The organism is Mesorhizobium sp. M0239 (genome assembly GCF_040321815.1).
Classification (GTDB): domain Bacteria; phylum Pseudomonadota; class Alphaproteobacteria; order Rhizobiales; family Rhizobiaceae; genus Mesorhizobium.
Map to the genome: position 1 here is coordinate 46,671 of NZ_JAMYSG010000016.1, position 16,085 is coordinate 62,755.

Here is a 16,085-nt window from a genome sequence, read left to right on the forward strand (position 1 = left end):
CCAATGGATACCGCTACCGCAGGAGCCCAGCTTGAAGCACCAGTTGAACATCATCATCGGCAGCACGCGGCCAGGCCGCGCAGGACCGGTTTTTGCCAAGTGGCTGGAGACGTTCGCGCGCGAGCATGGAAAATTCGAGCCGGTACTGACCGACATCGACACGTTCAAGCTTCCGGTGCTGGACGAACCGCACCATCCAAGACTCGGCAATTACCAGAACGACCATACCAAGGCCTGGTCGAAAGCGATCGATGCCGCCGATGCCTTCGTCTTCGTGGCGCCGGAATACAATTATTTCGTGGCGCCGGCGATCGTCAACGCGATCGATTATCTCTCGCGTGAATGGAAGTACAAGCCTGCCGCCATTTTCAGCTATGGCGGCGTCTCCGGCGGCCTGCGCGCGGCGCAAGCGCTGAAGCCGCTGCTGACCTCGGTGGGTGTCATGCCGATCTCGGAAGGCGTCGCCCTGCCGATGTATCAGAAACTGCTCGACGAGAACGGCGCTTTCAACGCCGGCGAACAGGTGCAGGGCGGAGCCAAAACCATGCTCGACGAGCTGTTGCGCTGGAGCGAGGCTTTGAAGCCTATGCGGGCTGCCTGAAAACGCTGGTCTTCCGCAAAAAGCCCGGCTTGCTCATGGCATAAAGAGGTGGAATGTTTGCGCAAATGGACAAGCCGGGGGGCGGTTCGACTTGCGTTTGCTTTTTGCCTTGCTGCTGATGCTCATGACCACCGCCACCGCGGCGGCTGAGCGGCGCGTGGCCTTGATCATCGCCGACGACGACTACCGCCTGATCCGGCCGCTTGCCAATCCGGTCCATGACGGCGAGGCGATGGCAGCGGCGCTGAAGAAGCTCGGCTTCGAGGTCGTCCTCGAAACCAATCGCGACCTCAGGCGCATGCGCCGCGCGCTCGACGATTTTCGCCAGGATGCCAAAGGCGCCGACGTGGCGCTGGTCTATTTCTCCGGCCACGGTGTCGAAATCTCGGGCGACAACCGGCTGCTGCCGGTCGATGCCGACGCCTCCTCGCTTGATGCGCTGGAGAAGACCAGCCTGCCGCTAGAGGAGGTGCGCGACAGCGTGGCCGCCACTGCCAAGGTCGGCCTGATCATGCTCGACGCCTGCCGGAGCGATCCGTTTTCGGGCACGGTGGGTGACGGGCGCGGCGCGACGTCGCTGGTCAAGGATGTCGTGGAAAATGTCCGGCCGGGGCTTGGTCGGACTGGCCGCGCCGAAAACATCCTGTTCGCTTTCTCGGCAGCACCCGGCGAGACGGCGGCCGACGGAACCGGCCAGAACTCGCCATTCACCACGGCGCTGACCAAATATCTCGGCACCAGCGGGCTCGAAATCCGCTCGGTGCTGACGCTGGTGCAGCAGGAGGTCTACGATTTGTCGCGGGGCAAACAGCTGCCTTACGTCGAGAGCGGCCTGCCGAAGCTGTTCTTTGCCGCGGCCGCCAAGGAACAATTGCCGGAGCGCGAGCGCCTGCTGCTTGCCATGGCCGACGTAACGCCGGAAATGCGCGGTGAGGTCGAGCAGGTTGCCAGCGATGCCGGCATGCCGCTGGCGCCTCTCTACGGCGTGCTGATCAGTTCCGACGCCAGCCACCTTTCGGCGGACAGCCTGAATGCCCGGTTGCGCGAGGCGGCGGACGCCTTCGTCAAGGTGCGCGGCGAAATGAGGACGCTGGCCTCCGATGATCCGCAGGTGACGGAGCTGCGCCGGCAGTCCGAGGAGCAGCTTTCGCTCGGCGCCTTCGATGGGGCTCGCGCCATCCTCGCAAAGGCCGCCGACATCGACAATGTTTCGCGCAACGCCTTGAAGGCCAATTTCGTCGGCCGCACGCTGTCCGAGGCGGCGACGCGTTTCCTGTCCGGCGGTGCGGCGCGCGCCGACCTCGACTACGCCACGGCCATCAACGATTATGAATCGGTCCTGGCTCTTTACCGCGAGGCCGGGCAGACCGATCTGACCCTGGACCAGGCCGACCGCCAGATCCGCACGCTGGACGAACTCGGCAAGCTCTACACCCTTGTCGGCAACACCGATGCGGCAGGCCGCGCCTTTGCAGCGCTGGTATCCAATCTCGAGCTGCGTTCGGCCCGGGAAACCGACCCGAGCGTCAAGCGCGATTTTGCCGTCAGCCACATCAAGCTCGGCAACGTCAAGCTGGCGCAAGGGGACCTGCCGGAAGCGCTGGAAAACTATCGGACCGCCAGAACCATGCTCAGGGATTTGACCGCTGCCGAACCCGATCGGCTGCCATGGTTCGGGGACTTCGCCATGGTCGACGACAAGATCGGCAACGTGCTGGTGACGCAAGGCGATCTGGCCAGCGCCGCACAAGTCTACCAGGAAAGCCTGTCGATCAAGAAGCAACTTGCCGATAATGAACCGGAGCGCGCCGAGCTGCAGCGCGACCTGACCATCACCTATGACGAGATCGGCGGCCTTGCCCGGGTCATGGGGCGACTGGACAACGCCCAGATGGCCTACGAGGAGAGCCTGAAGGTCCGATTGGCGCTGGCCGAGAAGAAGCCGCGGGACGCCGAGCGGCAACGCGATGTCTCCGTCAGCCATGATACGATCGGCGACCTCAAGCGCGAGCGCGGCGACGCGGCGGGCGCACTCGCGTCCTATAAAGCGGGCCATGCGATCGTCGAACAATTGGTGGGCCGCGACCCCGACAACAGTGAGCTGAAGCGCGACCTGTCGGTCGGCAACGCAAAGATCGGCAATGCGCTGAGCGATCAAGAGGACTGGCCGGCAGCCCTCGCCGCCTACAGGCAAGCCCTCTCGATAGCCCGCATGCTGGCGGCCAGTGACCCTGCCAACGCCGACTGGCAACGCGACCTCTCGGTCAGCTTGGAAAAAGTAGCGGGCATTCTGGCGATTCAGGGCGACCGCGCCGGAGCGCTCAACGCCTATACAGACAGTTTCGCTATCGCCGACCGACTGGCCAAGCTCGATCCAGCCAATGCCGACTGGCAACGCGACCTGTCGATCACGCTGTCAGAGATCGGCATGCTCAAGGCCAAGCAGCGCGACGTCAAAGGCGCGCGGCAGGCTTTCCAGGACAGCCTGGACATCCGCCAGCGGCTTGCCGAGGCAGATCCGGACAACGCTACCTGGCAGCGCGACCTGGTGGTTGCCATGATCGACTACGCTCAGGTCGCCAAGAACCCCAAGACGGTGCTTTCGCAAGCGCTCGACATGACGCTGGAGCTCGACCGTAGCGGGCGGCTGGCGCCACGATACAAGTTCATGATCAAGTTTCTCAAGGACCGGCTGGCCAAGGTGAAATAGGGCTTGGCGAGAGCCTGTCGTGGACAGCCGGCTGATTCCCCGTGAAATGCCTGCAAACCTTGGAAAAACCGCCTTTTGCGCCTATATCTAGTCGATATCAGAGGCGCGATTCGGCGCGGATTTTTTGCGCTGTGCAAGCGGCATCCAGACAACAGGTTTTCATGAGCGATCAGATCGACAACAACAACGGCGCTGAAGCCGAATACGGCGCCGATTCCATCAAGGTTTTGAAGGGGTTGGATGCTGTCCGCAAACGCCCCGGAATGTATATCGGCGATACCGACGACGGTTCGGGCCTGCATCACATGGTCTATGAGGTGGTCGACAACGCCATCGACGAGGCGCTGGCCGGTCACGCCGACCTCGTCACCGTGACGCTCAACCCCGACGGTTCGGTCACTGTGATCGACAATGGCCGCGGAATTCCGACCGATATCCACACCGGAGAAGGCATTTCGGCGGCCGAAGTGATCATGACGCAGCTGCATGCCGGCGGCAAGTTCGACCAGAATTCCTACAAGGTCTCGGGCGGCCTGCATGGCGTCGGCGTGTCGGTGGTCAACGCGCTGTCGGCGTGGCTGAAGCTGAAAATCCGCCGCAACGGCCAGATCTTCGAGATGAGTTTCACGCATGGCAATGCCGACGCACCGCTGAAGGCGACCGGCAGCTATGAGCAGGACAAGCAGCCGGGCACCTATGAGGGCCGCAGCGGCAGCCAGATCACCTTCTTCCCGTCGGCCGAGACCTTCACCATGGTCGAGTTCGACTTCGGCACGCTGGAACACCGGCTGCGCGAGCTTGCCTTCCTCAATTCCGGCGTGCGCATCATTTTGACCGATGCCCGTCACGCCGATGTCGTGCGCCATGAACTGCACTATGACGGAGGCCTCGAAGAATTCGTCAAATATCTCGATCGGGTCAAGAAACCGCTGATCGACAAGCCGATCGCCATCAAGGCGGAGCGCGACGGGATCACCGTCGAAGTGGCGATGTGGTGGAACGACAGCTACCACGAGAACGTGCTGGCCTTCACCAACAACATCCCGCAGCGCGATGGCGGCACGCATCTGGCCGGCTTTCGCGGCGCGCTGACGCGCCAGATCACCGGCTATGGCGAATCGTCGGGCCTGACCAAGAAGGAAAAGGTCTCGCTGATCGGCGACGATTGCCGCGAAGGCCTGACGGCGGTGCTTTCAGTCAAGGTTCCAGATCCGAAATTCTCCTCGCAGACCAAGGACAAGCTGGTCTCGTCGGAGGTCCGTCCTGTCGTCGAAGGCCTGGTCAACGAAGCGCTCGGCACCTGGCTTGAAGAACATCCGAGCGAAGGCAAGGTGGTCGTCGACAAGGTGATCCAGGCCGCGGCGGCGCGTGAAGCGGCGCGCAAGGCGCGCGATATCACCCGCAAGAGCTCGCTCGGCGTCACTTCCCTGCCCGGCAAACTGGCCGACTGCCAGGAACGCGACCCGGCGAAGTCCGAAATTTTCATCGTCGAGGGCGACTCCGCCGGCGGCTCGGCCAAGGGTGGGCGTTCGCGCCAGAACCAGGCGATCCTGCCGTTGCGCGGCAAGATCCTCAATGTCGAGCGGGCGCGCTTCGACCGCATGCTCGGCTCCGACATGATCGGCACGTTGATCACGGCGCTCGGCACCTCGATCGGCAAGGACGAGTTCAACGCCGACAAGCTGCGCTACCACAAGATCATCCTGATGACCGACGCCGACGTCGACGGCGCCCATATCAGAACCTTGCTGCTCACCTTCTTCTTCCGGCAGATGCCGGAGCTGATCGAGCGCGGCCATCTCTACATCGCCCAGCCGCCGCTCTACAAAGTGACGCGCGGCAAGAGCTCGCAATACATCAAGGACGAGAGCGCGTTCGAGGAGTTCCTGATCGGCTCGGGACTGGAGGAAGCATCGCTTACCCTCGGCTCGGGCGAGGTTCGCATCGGACAGGACCTGCGCGGAGCCATCGACGACGCGCTGGCGGTGCGCCAGCTGATCAACGGCCTGCACACGCGCTACAACAGAGGCGTGGTCGAGCAGGCGGCGATCGCCGGCGGGCTCAACCCGGACGTGTTCACCGATCTCGGCCGCGCCAACGACATGGCGGAGCGGATTGCAAAACGCCTCGACATCATCGCCGAGGACACCGAGCGCGGCTGGACCGGCCGCATGTCGACCTCGAATGAAGGCGTCGGCGGCTATGTGTTCGAGCGCACGGTGCGCAGCGTCAAGGAATACGCGCATCTCGACCTGGCGCTGATCAATTCGGCCGACGCACGCCAGCTCGACCGCTACGCACAGCGCCTCAGCGAGGTCTACGGGTCGCCGCCGGTGCTGCGCCGCAAGGATGTCTCCGAAACCATCTCGGGGCCGCTGGCGATGCTCAACGCGGTCTTTGCGACCGGCCGCAAGGGCCTGACGATGCAACGCTACAAGGGTCTCGGCGAGATGAACGCCGAACAGCTGTGGGAAACCACGCTCGATCCGAACGTGCGCTCGCTGCTGCAAGTCAAGGTCAATGACGCGACCGATGCGGATTCGCTGTTTTCGCGGCTGATGGGCGATGAGGTCGAACCCAGGCGCGAGTTCATCCAGGACAACGCGCTGTCGGTCGCCAATCTGGACATCTGATCTGGACATCAAATCTGAATTGGCGCGCTGCGGCGCGCCAATGTTCCGCTGGCGGCAAGAAAATCATTTTACAACGCGCCGGAACGGAAGTTCCCTTGGAACATTGTGACAACATCGATTCACAATATTCTAACAGGAGGCCTCCATGGGACGTGGCATTTTGCTCTGGTTGCTCGGCATTCCGATTCCGATCATCATTCTGATCATGCTGTTCGTACGATAGGGGGCTTCCATGCAGTCCACCCTGTCGGCGGCCGATGTTTCCGCCTCAACCGAGTCCTCCTCCACCGCCGTCAGCTGGGGACCGATCATCGCCGGAGCCTTCGCGGCCTCGACATTGACGCTCATTCTCATGCTGCTCGGCTCAGGGCTGGGGTTGACCATGGTGTCGCCATGGTCGGGATCGGGCGCATCTGTCACCACTTTCGCGGCGTCCACCGCGGTCTGGCTTGTCATCGTGCAATGGCTGTCCTCCGGCGTCGGCGGCTATCTTGCCGGACGCCTGCGCACCAAATGGGTCGGCATCCACACCGATGAAGTCTATTTCCGGGACACCGCACACGGCTTTCTTGCCTGGGCGCTGGCCACGTTGCTCGTCGTCGGCGTGCTTGGCTCCGCGCTTTCCGCTGCGATAGGCTCAGGCGTGCAGGCGGTGTCCACCATCGCGTCTGGCGCGGCCATGGGCGCATCGGCGGGAGCTTCGGCCAATGCCGACAGCACATCGGCAGACAATGCGACCTCCTACCTGGTGGATTGGCTGTTCCGTCCGGCTGATCCGGGCAGGCTGGCTGCCGCCAATCCGGACAGCGATGCGGCTGCGGTCGGTCAGGCTTCGCGCATCCTGATCGCCGGTGCAGCGGCAGGCGAGGTTTCCGCAGACGACAAAACGTATCTGTCGCAGCTGGTCGCCGTCCGCACAGGGCTTTCTGAAGCAGACGCCAGGACCCGGGTGGATGCCGTCCTCGCCAAGGCTCAGGACGCCAAAGTCAAGGCGCAGCAGGCCGCCGACACCGCCAGGAAGGCCAGTGCGACGTTTGCCCTGCTTGGTGCGCTCTCGCTGGCCATCGGCGCCTTTATCGCCAGTGCCGCCGCGGCCCTCGGAGGCAGGCAGCGCGACGATGAGGAAGCGGTTTTTATCGCCAACCGCTGAACTGCACTTGCAACAAAGCCACTCCGGCCCGCCCGGAGTGGCTTTGCTTTGAATTGTCGCACAGCGTTGCCTCGACCCCGTTCGCTGAAGTCCGTTCCTATTTTCGGGGAGGAATCGTCGGTGCTTCGGCTTGGCTCGGCTCCAGTTTGCGACCGAGGTCGACCGCGTCGCGCAGCACGGCTAGATGCGAGCGCGGCCGATCGCCGACCTCGACACCGGTCGCCGTCAACGACCAGTACAGCGTGTGGGTGAAGACACGGCCGAGGCAACCGCGTAGCTCGACCTGGATGTTCTCCACGCCCGGGCCGAAATTCTCCGCCATCGGCCCGGAGATCGGATCCCCCGTCAGCCAACCGTTGCCGCGGTCGAAGATATTGGTCCAGCGCGTCGCAGCAAACACCGCGCCATGATGCACCGCGCGCTGCGGCTTGCCCGAAGAACGGTTGCGCCCTTCCTGATAAAGCAATGTGCCACCGGCCGCCGCTCCCTCGGCGACCGGCGGACATGCCGAGAACAGACGCTCGGCGATGCCGCGTCTGAATTCGGCGAGATTGTGCGTCACCAGAAATTCGCTGTGGGTCAGCGGGCTGCCAAGCGTGACGAAATCGCTGATCTTCCAAGGCCCATGGTTGTCGTCCTTGGTGCGCAGTTGGCGATAGAGTTCCCACTGATGGCGCCTGAAGCCGGCAAGATCGTCCAGGCTGCCGGGCCATGCCGAGCCGGCGACGAGCGTCGCCTTGTCGATGGCGTGGATCGCCTTCAGTTTCGCCTTGTCGCGGATGGCCTCCAGTTTTCGGGGCCTGAAATCGGCCCACAAGATCTGCAGCAGGTCATAGGCGATCATCGACCCGAGGCTGTGCGAGACCAGCACGATGCGATCGTAGGTATCGTCCATCATCAGACACTTCAGCAGCTTCAGACCACGGCTGCGGATCAGAGCCCGCTTCTCGACGGTTGCAGCTTCAGCGCGCACATAGGCCGCGACATCGCCGAAATAGGGAAGGCCAAAACGATCCACTGACCAGATGACGAACGAGGCCAGGATGGTGACGAGCGCGCCGACGGTCCACGAAATTTGCTGCTGCCAAACCGACGTCGCAAGCGCGAGAGCCGCGACCAGAACGATGATGACGGCCAGAAGCGTGACCAGATAGAGCTTTCGGGCGTCGGGTGGTATATCGGCGGGCTTGCGCCACAGCAGGTTTGTCACCCAGGCGGCAAGTCGGCCCCGCGTCGTGCCCTGCGTGATGTCGGCCCAGTAGAGCTCGTAGAAATCGGTGCGGCGGCCATCGACATCGTAAGGCGTGGTGATCCGGCGAAGTTCGTATGAATTGGTCCGGCTGTCGGGTGTGATCCAGCTCTGGTTGATCTTCGCGCCGGCGGGGTCGGCCGGATCGGCGACATGGGCATAAAACGGCGCGCGACTGGGGTCATGGCTCCAGACGGCGCTGACAAAGCCGCGCAGCGTATCCATCGGCCGCTGTTCGCCCATGCCATGCACGATCACCACCGCCTGGCCAGGCTTGCGCGGCGGTTTTCCGACGGGCGGCGGTGCGATGATGGGGTCGGGCACCAACGTCTCCGTTGACGACAATCCCGCCAGCGAGACGGGAATTCTTCATCGTAGCCTGGAAATCGCCATCAAGCCAAGAAAAAGCCCGACGCGAGCCGGGCGTTCCTTGGCGTGTCTCAAGTGATCGCCGATCAGTGGTCCATCGCCTTGACGATCTCTTCGGTCATTTTCTTGGCATCGCCGAGCAACATCATGGTGCCGTCCTTGTAGAACAGCGTGTTGTCGATGCCGGCATAGCCGGAGCCGAGCGAGCGCTTGACGAACAGGCAGGTGCGGGCCTTGTCGACATCGAGGATCGGCATGCCGTAGATGGGTGAGGACTTGTCGTCGCGCGCGGACGGGTTGGTGACGTCGTTGGCGCCGATGACATAGGCAACGTCGGCCTGCGCGAACTCGGAGTTGATGTCCTCGAGCTCGAACACTTCGTCGTAGGGCACATTGGCTTCGGCGAGCAGCACGTTCATGTGGCCGGGCATGCGGCCGGCGACCGGGTGAATGGCGTACTTCACGTCGACGCCATTGGCCTTGAGCTTGTCGGCCATTTCGCGCAGCGCGTGCTGCGCCTGGGCAACCGCCATGCCGTAGCCCGGCACGATGATGACTTTCTGGGCGTTCATCATGAGATAGGCGGCGTCGTCGGCCGAGCCCTGCTTGACCGTGCGCTCGATGCCGTCGTCGGCCTGAGCTGCCGTCTCGCCGCCGAAGCCGCCGAGGATGACGGAGATGAAGCTTCGGTTCATGCCCTTGCACATGATGTAGGACAGGATCGCGCCGGATGAGCCGACCAGCGCGCCGGTGATGATCAGCGCCAGATTGCCGAGCGTGAAGCCGAGGGCGGCAGCTGCCCAGCCCGAATAGGAGTTGAGCATCGAGACGACGACCGGCATGTCGGCGCCGCCGATCGGAATGATCAGCAGGATACCGAGCACCAGCGAGGCGGCAACGATCAGCCAGAAGACCAGCTTCGATTCCGTGGTGACCAGCAGCACGATCAGCACGACGAGCGCGATGGCAAGTGCCGCGTTGATGAAGTGGCGTCCGCCGATCATGATCGGCTTGCCCGACATGCGGCCATCGAGCTTGAGGAAGGCGATGACCGAGCCGGTGAAGGTGATAGCGCCGATGGCGACGCCAAGGCTCATCTCGATCAGCGCCTGGGCGTGGATGTCACCATCCGTGCCGATGCCAAAACTTTCCGGCGCATAGATGGCGGCGGCCGCCACCATGACGGCGGCGAGGCCGACCAGCGAGTGGAAGGCGGCGACCAGTTGCGGCATCGAGGTCATGGCGATGCGCCGCGCGGTGACGGCGCCGACGCCGCCGCCAATGGCAAGGCCGAGCACGATGAGGCCGAAGCGGCCCGCTGACGGGGTTGCCAGCGCCAGCGTGGTGGCGATGGCGATGCCCATGCCGATCATGCCATAGAGATTGCCCTGGCGACTGGTGGTCGGATGCGACAGGCCGCGCAGCGCCATGATGAACAGAACGCCGGAGACCAGATAGAGGAAGGACGCGAAGTTGGCGTTCATGGCGCTCTACTTGTCCTTCTTCTTGTACATGGCCAGCATGCGCTGGGTGACGAGGAAGCCGCCGAAGATGTTGACCGAGACCAGCATCAGCGCGACGAAGCCGAAGCCCGCGGCAATGCCGGAGGCGGCGATGCCGACGGCAAGCAGCGCGCCGACGACGATGACCGAGGAGATGGCGTTGGTGACGGCCATCAGCGGCGTGTGCAGTGCGGGGGTCACCGACCAGACGACGTAGTAGCCGACGAAGATCGCCAGGACGAAGATGGCGAAGCGGAAGACGAAGGGATCGATGGCGCCCCCGGAGAGCGCATGCGCAGCATCACCCGCAGCGTCGGCACCACCAGGCGCGGTCGCCATGTTTTGCACCGCCAGCCGGACGGCGGCGGAAGCCTGGTCGAGCTGGTCCAGGGCTTTCTGCAGGGTCTGGTCCATCACGCGATCCCTTTCGGCTTCGACGAGGGCGACTTGGAGGCGGCCGCCTTCTTGGGCGCGGCTTTCTTGGGCGAAGCGTCGGCGACCATGGTCTTGGCCGGGATTGCGGCCGGCTCGACATGGGGCTGCTGGTCGGCCTTTATGAAAGCCGGATGCACGATCTTGCCGCCATCGGTCAGCATCGTCGCCTTGACCAGATCGTCGTCGCGATTGATGGCAAGCGTCTTGGTCGTCTTGTCGACCAGCGTCTCAACGAAGGCAAACAGGTTCCGGGCGTAGAGCAGCGATGCCGACGCCGCGATGCGGCCGGGCACATTGAGATGGCCGACGATTTTCACCCCATTGGCCGTTGTCACCACCTGGCCCGGTACAGCGCCCTCGACATTGCCGCCGCGCTCGACCGCCAGATCGACGAGCACCGAGCCCGGCTTCATCCAGGCGACCATCGCCGCCGACACCAGCTTTGGCGCCGGCCGGCCGGGAATAAGCGCCGTGGTGATGACGATATCCTGCTTGGCGATGTGCTCTGATGTGAGTGCCGCCTGCTTGGCCTGATATTCCTTCGACATTTCCTTGGCGTAGCCGCCGGCCGTTTCCGCAGCCTTGAATTCCTCGTCCTCGACCGCGAGGAACTTGGCGCCGAGCGAGGCGACCTGTTCCTTGGCGGCGGGGCGAACGTCGGTGGCGGTGACGACCGCACCCAGACGCCGCGCGGTGGCGATCGCCTGCAGGCCGGCAACGCCGACGCCCATGATGAAGACCTTCGCCGCCGGCACCGTGCCGGCAGCCGTCATCATCATCGGCAGCGCGCGATCATATTCCGAAGCCCCGTCGATCACCGCCTGATAGCCGGCCAAATTGGCCTGCGAGGACAAGACGTCCATCGACTGCGCGCGGGTGATGCGCGGCATGAATTCCATCGAGAAAGCGGTGACGCCGGCCTTGGCAAAGGCTGCCACGGCGGCATCGTTGCCATAGGGATCCATGATGGCAATAACCGCTGTACCGGGTTTGTAGCTCTTCAGTTCGGCATCGCCGGGCCGACGCACCTTCAGCACGACATCGGCCTTGGCGACATCGGAAGCCTTGCCTATGGCGGCGCCGGCGCTCGCATAGTCGGCATCGACGATGCGCGAATTCAGACCGGCACCGGCCTCGACGACGACGTCGAAGCCCAACGCCGCCAGCCGTTTCACCGTATCGGGCGAGGCCGCGACGCGCGGCTCGTTGGCATCGAGTTCACGAGGGATGAAAACCGTCTGTCCCACCGCATGATCCTTTCGGCCGGAAGCTATTTCCCGCAAGACGCCGGCCGGCCTCGCGGCGGCGCCATGGACAAGGTGTCGGAAAAATCTATCGGAGGATAAAGGCGCCGACAGCCAGAATCAGCACGAACAGAATGGTCGCCGAGAAGAAGCCGCCCGCGAAGAAGCCGAAGGCCATCGCCAGAAGCAGGGCTCCGCAAAACAGCGAGCCGTACTTGGCCAGCGCGAGGAAGCCCGCATAGGTGCGGTCATGCTCGGCATAGTCCATCTTCGCGCCCAGTTCGACAGGACCGGTCGGCGAGTGATCAGCCATAGGAATACCCCTTCGAAGACATCTTTCAGGCACATAGCGAAAAGCCGGGCCGAGAGCAATGGCGCTATTGCCGCACAACAACCGACAACTGCCTCAAAGAAAGGTTGAAGCCGGCTGCCGACGCGCGACGGAGTCCAATCGCTGGATCCGGTGCTTGATGCGGAAAGATGCTCCGAAAGCGGACGCCTGCGTGCAGCCGGCGCCTCAGCCGGCTAGATGCGGAAATAGCCCGAGCAACCCGACGACGATCAAATAAAGCGCGACGATGTAGTTCAACAGCCTTGGCATGACCAGGATCAGCACGCCGGCGATCAGCGAGATGAGCGGGGTGAGCGCAAGTGTGGAAATGGTCATGACGGGTTCCCTCAAAAACTTCAGAATCGACCCGGAGCGCTGCTCGTGGCCGCACCCAGAACGCCGAAGTCGCCAAAAGGCTCCCTGTCGGCCCTGCAAAATCGTGTGAATCCTGCCGTATCAGGCGGCTTCGTGATAGTACTTTGCCGTGGGCAGGATGGTCAGCGGCGCGAGTTCTCCGACATGCGGCGTATCGAACAGCATGCGCTGTTCCATTGGCGTCGAGCGGAAGAACGGGAACCGTGAGAAGGACCGCTCGCGGATGGCGTTGACGTCGGCGCGGTAGAGCACGACCTTGTTGAAAACGCCCGGATAGGCGCGCGACTCGCTGATCTTCTCCGAGTAGTAGATACGCTTGTAGAAGCCGGCGTGATCCTCACGAATGGTCGACAGGCAGTAGGGCGCGTTGAAATGGAAGCACGCCATGCCGGCCAGCCGCAGGGTCAGGTAAGGAATCTGCGGGTAGACGCGCGACCATTCGGGATCGGACGCAAAACGGCTGGGGCAGATGAAGCTCAGCCCGTCACGAAGCATCGGCATGACGATGTCGCCAAAGGCCTTGGTGGAAGGCGACATCGGCGTTGCCAAGGTGACGTGATGGATACGCAGCGTGCTGACGAGTTCCTGGTCGATATAGACCCCGAAGCGGTAGACATTCGGTGCCTCGTCGAGCTCATCGTGAATGGTATGGTTTTCGTTGTCGGGAACCATATCGTTCGAGCGATATGACTTGTAGCGCAGGCGGTAGATGTCCTCGAGATCTTCGCCCTTGTCGCAGCGGCGGTACTCTGTCCGCTCAAGCATCGCCGAGACGTTGCGGGCGAAGCTGGACATGGTGTCGGCGGCGTCCTTGCCGTCCTCGCCCGTCACGGGACGAAGCGAACTCAACTGCACAATCATCAACTCAATCCCCGTACGTTGCCGCCGCGATCCGACACTACGACAGGGTCCTGGGATGTAAAAGATGAAAATGGGAAGCAGCCCGTTTACCAGTCGTTAAGGTTAACGATTGCTAAAATAAGACTAAAATAGTGCTTTTCTTGATTTTCTGCGTCGCGACGGGGAAAGAGCATATCTCGGACATGACGGGAAGCGGCGGAAATTTTGGCATGGCCCGCGACGTGCAGGGAAACCTCGAGCCTCTTGAAGGAAACAGGGATGGGCTCTCGGTGCCTGGGCACCATGCGCCATACGCCGCAAATCAGCGACGTACCGCCTTTTTGGCGGTCCTGATATCCTTGGCGAAGGGCCATACGGTGTTCGACATCGTCTCGATGCCGGAAGCGCTGAGCGCCGAACCGAACAGGAACCCCTGGACAAGATCAGGCTTGACCTGCAGCGCCAGGATCTTGAGCTGCTCGAAGGTCTCGACCCCTTCGACGGTCACCGAAAGCCCCAGCGGCCGCGACAGGTTGACGATGCCCTTGAGCAGCTCGAGCGAACGGGGATTCTGGGTAACGTCCATCAGGAACGAGCGGTCGATCTTGATCTTGTCGAGCGGCAGCTTGTGCAGGTAGCTCAGGCTCGAATAGCCGGTGCCGAAATCGTCGAGCGCGATGCGCACGCCAAGTTGCTTCAGCTCCTCGATATACTGGCGCGTCAGCGACTTGTCGTCGAGCAGCGCCGTTTCGGTGACCTCGATCTCGAGCCGGCTGGCGGCGAGGCCGGTGCCGGCCAACGCATCGCGAACCTTCTGGATGACATCGCGGCTGCGGAAATCCTTGGCGGAGAGATTGACCGAGACGCTGGTCTGGTCGGGCCATTTGGCGCATTCGGCGCAGGCTGCCTGCAGCACGAAGGTGCTGATCTCGGAAATGATGCCCATTTCCTCGGCCAGTGGAATGAAGATGCTGGGCGAGATCGGCCCGAGATCGGGATGATCCCACCGGCACAGCGCCTCGCAGCTGGCGATGCGCATGGTGCTCATCGCCACGATCGGCTGATAGACCACCCGCAGGCTCTTGCTTTCCACGGCTGTGCGCAGATCCGCCTTCATCAGCTGACGGTTACGGAAAGCGGCATCCATCGAGGCTTCGAACAGCCGCCAGCTGTTCTTGCCGAGCTCCTTGGCCTTGTAGAGCGCCAGGTCCGCCTTGACGATCATGGCGTCGACATCGGTATCCTTGACCCGCGACAGTACCGCGCCGCCGCTGGCCTGGATGCGCAGCCCGTGACCGGCAACGTCGACTTCCCCTTGCAGGCCGGCGAAAATCTCGTCGAGCTGGCTGGTCAGATGGCTCTCATCCTCGACGCGGTCGAAGAAGATCATGAACTCGTCGCCACCGAAACGGCTGACCGTGATATCTTGCCTGGCAATGGCGGCAAGCCGCTCGGCAACGGCATAGATCAAGCCGTCGCCGATAGGATGGCCAAGCGTGTCGTTGACGCTCTTGAAATCGTCGAGGTCGAGCACCGCCAGGCCGCAGAGACGATCGCGATCGCCGGATACCATGGCCTCGCCGACCAGTTCATGGAAATAGGCGCGGTTGGGCAGGCCGGTGAGGTTGTCGTAACGTGCCATGAAGCGGATCTTGTCTTCCGCCTCGACACGGGCGGTGACGTCCTCGAAGGTGATGACGCCCAGTTCCTGGCTGCCTTCGCGAGCCGAGAACTCATAATGCTGGCCGTTGGCGAGGGAAACCAGCACCTTGCGGTCGCGGCCCTCGCGCAGGGCACGCGTCAGCTGGGCCTCGATGTAGCGGCAATCCTTGGGCGCCAGCATGCCGCCGGCGACACCGCGCATCAACAGACCATGGATCGACCGGCCGAGCAGCGCATCGGGCGACTTGAGCGACATCAGATGCGCGGCCTCGGCATTGGCCACCGCGACGCGGCCGTCCGGGCCGAGCATGACAAGGCCGTGCGACATGGTGTTGAGCGCCCGGTTGAAGCGCTGAGCGATGCGGTTGGCCTTCTTTTCTTCCGAGACGGCCGCAAAAAGCACATCGCGTACGGTGTTGGCGAATTTCCGGATGGCGAACAGGAACGGCGCCGACAGGAGCCCGAGGAGGACATGGTAGATGTCGCCGCGCAGCAGGAAGCCCAGCGAGATCGGCCAGGTCAAGGCAATGGTCAGGATGGTGACCATGCGTGGCGAGCCGTAGTTGCGGCCGGCGATGGAGGTCGCCGTCGCAAGCGTCAGGCAAACGGAGGCGATTTCGGCGAAACCGTCGCGCGCGAAATAGATGCCGAGCAGGCAGAAGGCGCCAAGCGTCAAGCCATGCAGGGAGCCATAGAGAATGTAGTCATTCTCACGCTTGTGCGCTTCTTCCCAGGTCGTCGGCGAAGGCATGCTGTTGTATTTTCGAAAGTTTCTCATGCGGAACACACCGACGAGAACCATCGAGATGGCGACCAGCAAATACCGCGGATCGCCGTTCTTCCACCAGACAAGGCCGATCAGGAAAGTCTGCGCGAGAATGCCGATCGAAAGCGTCAGCCCGTCGCGAAACAAGGTTTCCACGAACGGAATGTAGACGTCGACCGGGATCTCGTTCTTCTTTATCAGATTCAACGCCTGAATCC

General features: G+C 62.8%; 12 protein-coding genes. 4 read left to right on the forward strand and 8 right to left on the reverse strand.

Going from position 1 to position 16,085, the window contains the following annotated elements; all coding sequences use genetic code 11:
- The first annotated feature begins 31 nt into the window (after positions 1-31).
- The 4 genes from NKI99_RS18100 to NKI99_RS18115 all read left to right on the forward strand — a co-directional run bounded on the left by NKI99_RS18100 (position 32) and on the right by NKI99_RS18115 (position 7,094).
- Complete coding sequence (locus NKI99_RS18100) at positions 32-601, forward strand: NADPH-dependent FMN reductase (RefSeq protein WP_023811502.1); 570 nt, start codon at positions 32-34, stop codon at positions 599-601.
- Positions 602-692: 91 nt separating this feature from the next.
- Positions 693-3,311, forward strand: coding sequence for a caspase family protein (locus NKI99_RS18105; protein ID WP_352611585.1), 2,619 nt, complete (start codon positions 693-695; stop codon positions 3,309-3,311).
- Between the two features lie 161 nt (positions 3,312-3,472).
- Complete coding sequence (gene gyrB, locus NKI99_RS18110) at positions 3,473-5,944, forward strand: DNA topoisomerase (ATP-hydrolyzing) subunit B (RefSeq protein ID WP_023811500.1); 2,472 nt, start codon at positions 3,473-3,475, stop codon at positions 5,942-5,944.
- 232 nt (positions 5,945-6,176) lie between these two features.
- Positions 6,177-7,094 (forward strand): hypothetical protein, encoded by a 918-nt coding sequence (locus NKI99_RS18115; protein ID WP_352611586.1) that lies wholly within the window; start codon positions 6,177-6,179, stop codon positions 7,092-7,094.
- 97 nt (positions 7,095-7,191) lie between these two features.
- On the opposite strand, the gene NKI99_RS18120 is transcribed toward NKI99_RS18115, so the two are convergent.
- From NKI99_RS18120 to NKI99_RS18155, 8 genes are all read right to left on the reverse strand, one after another.
- Positions 7,192-8,667: a hypothetical protein gene (locus NKI99_RS18120; RefSeq protein ID WP_128302796.1), complete on the reverse strand. Its 1,476-nt coding sequence runs from the start codon at positions 8,665-8,667 to the stop codon at positions 7,192-7,194.
- Between the two features lie 131 nt (positions 8,668-8,798).
- Positions 8,799-10,196 (reverse strand): NAD(P)(+) transhydrogenase (Re/Si-specific) subunit beta, encoded by a 1,398-nt coding sequence (locus tag NKI99_RS18125; protein WP_352611587.1) that lies wholly within the window; start codon positions 10,194-10,196, stop codon positions 8,799-8,801.
- Positions 10,197-10,202: 6 nt separating this feature from the next.
- Positions 10,203-10,628, reverse strand: coding sequence for a proton-translocating transhydrogenase family protein (locus tag NKI99_RS18130; protein WP_006339983.1), 426 nt, complete (start codon positions 10,626-10,628; stop codon positions 10,203-10,205).
- Positions 10,628-11,896, reverse strand: coding sequence for a Re/Si-specific NAD(P)(+) transhydrogenase subunit alpha (locus tag NKI99_RS18135; RefSeq protein WP_352611588.1), 1,269 nt, complete (start codon positions 11,894-11,896; stop codon positions 10,628-10,630). Before NKI99_RS18135 ends, NKI99_RS18130 begins: the two co-directional genes overlap by 1 nt.
- An 85-nt stretch (positions 11,897-11,981) precedes the next feature.
- On the reverse strand, positions 11,982-12,206 hold the full coding sequence (locus tag NKI99_RS18140; protein WP_013528204.1) for an aa3-type cytochrome c oxidase subunit IV: 225 nt from the start codon (positions 12,204-12,206) through the stop codon (positions 11,982-11,984).
- A 204-nt stretch (positions 12,207-12,410) separates the two neighbouring features.
- The gene (locus NKI99_RS18145; protein ID WP_013528205.1) at positions 12,411-12,560 is read right to left on the reverse strand and encodes a DUF3096 domain-containing protein; all 150 of its coding nucleotides are present in this window, start codon (positions 12,558-12,560) and stop codon (positions 12,411-12,413) included.
- A gap of 120 nt (positions 12,561-12,680) precedes the next feature.
- The gene (locus NKI99_RS18150; RefSeq protein ID WP_013528206.1) at positions 12,681-13,460 is read right to left on the reverse strand and encodes an N-acyl amino acid synthase FeeM domain-containing protein; all 780 of its coding nucleotides are present in this window, start codon (positions 13,458-13,460) and stop codon (positions 12,681-12,683) included.
- A 301-nt stretch (positions 13,461-13,761) separates the two neighbouring features.
- Positions 13,762-16,074 carry a putative bifunctional diguanylate cyclase/phosphodiesterase gene (locus NKI99_RS18155; protein ID WP_352611589.1) on the reverse strand — a complete coding sequence of 771 codons (2,313 nt, stop codon included), beginning with the start codon at positions 16,072-16,074 and terminating at the stop codon, positions 13,762-13,764.
- Positions 16,075-16,085 lie beyond the last annotated feature (11 nt).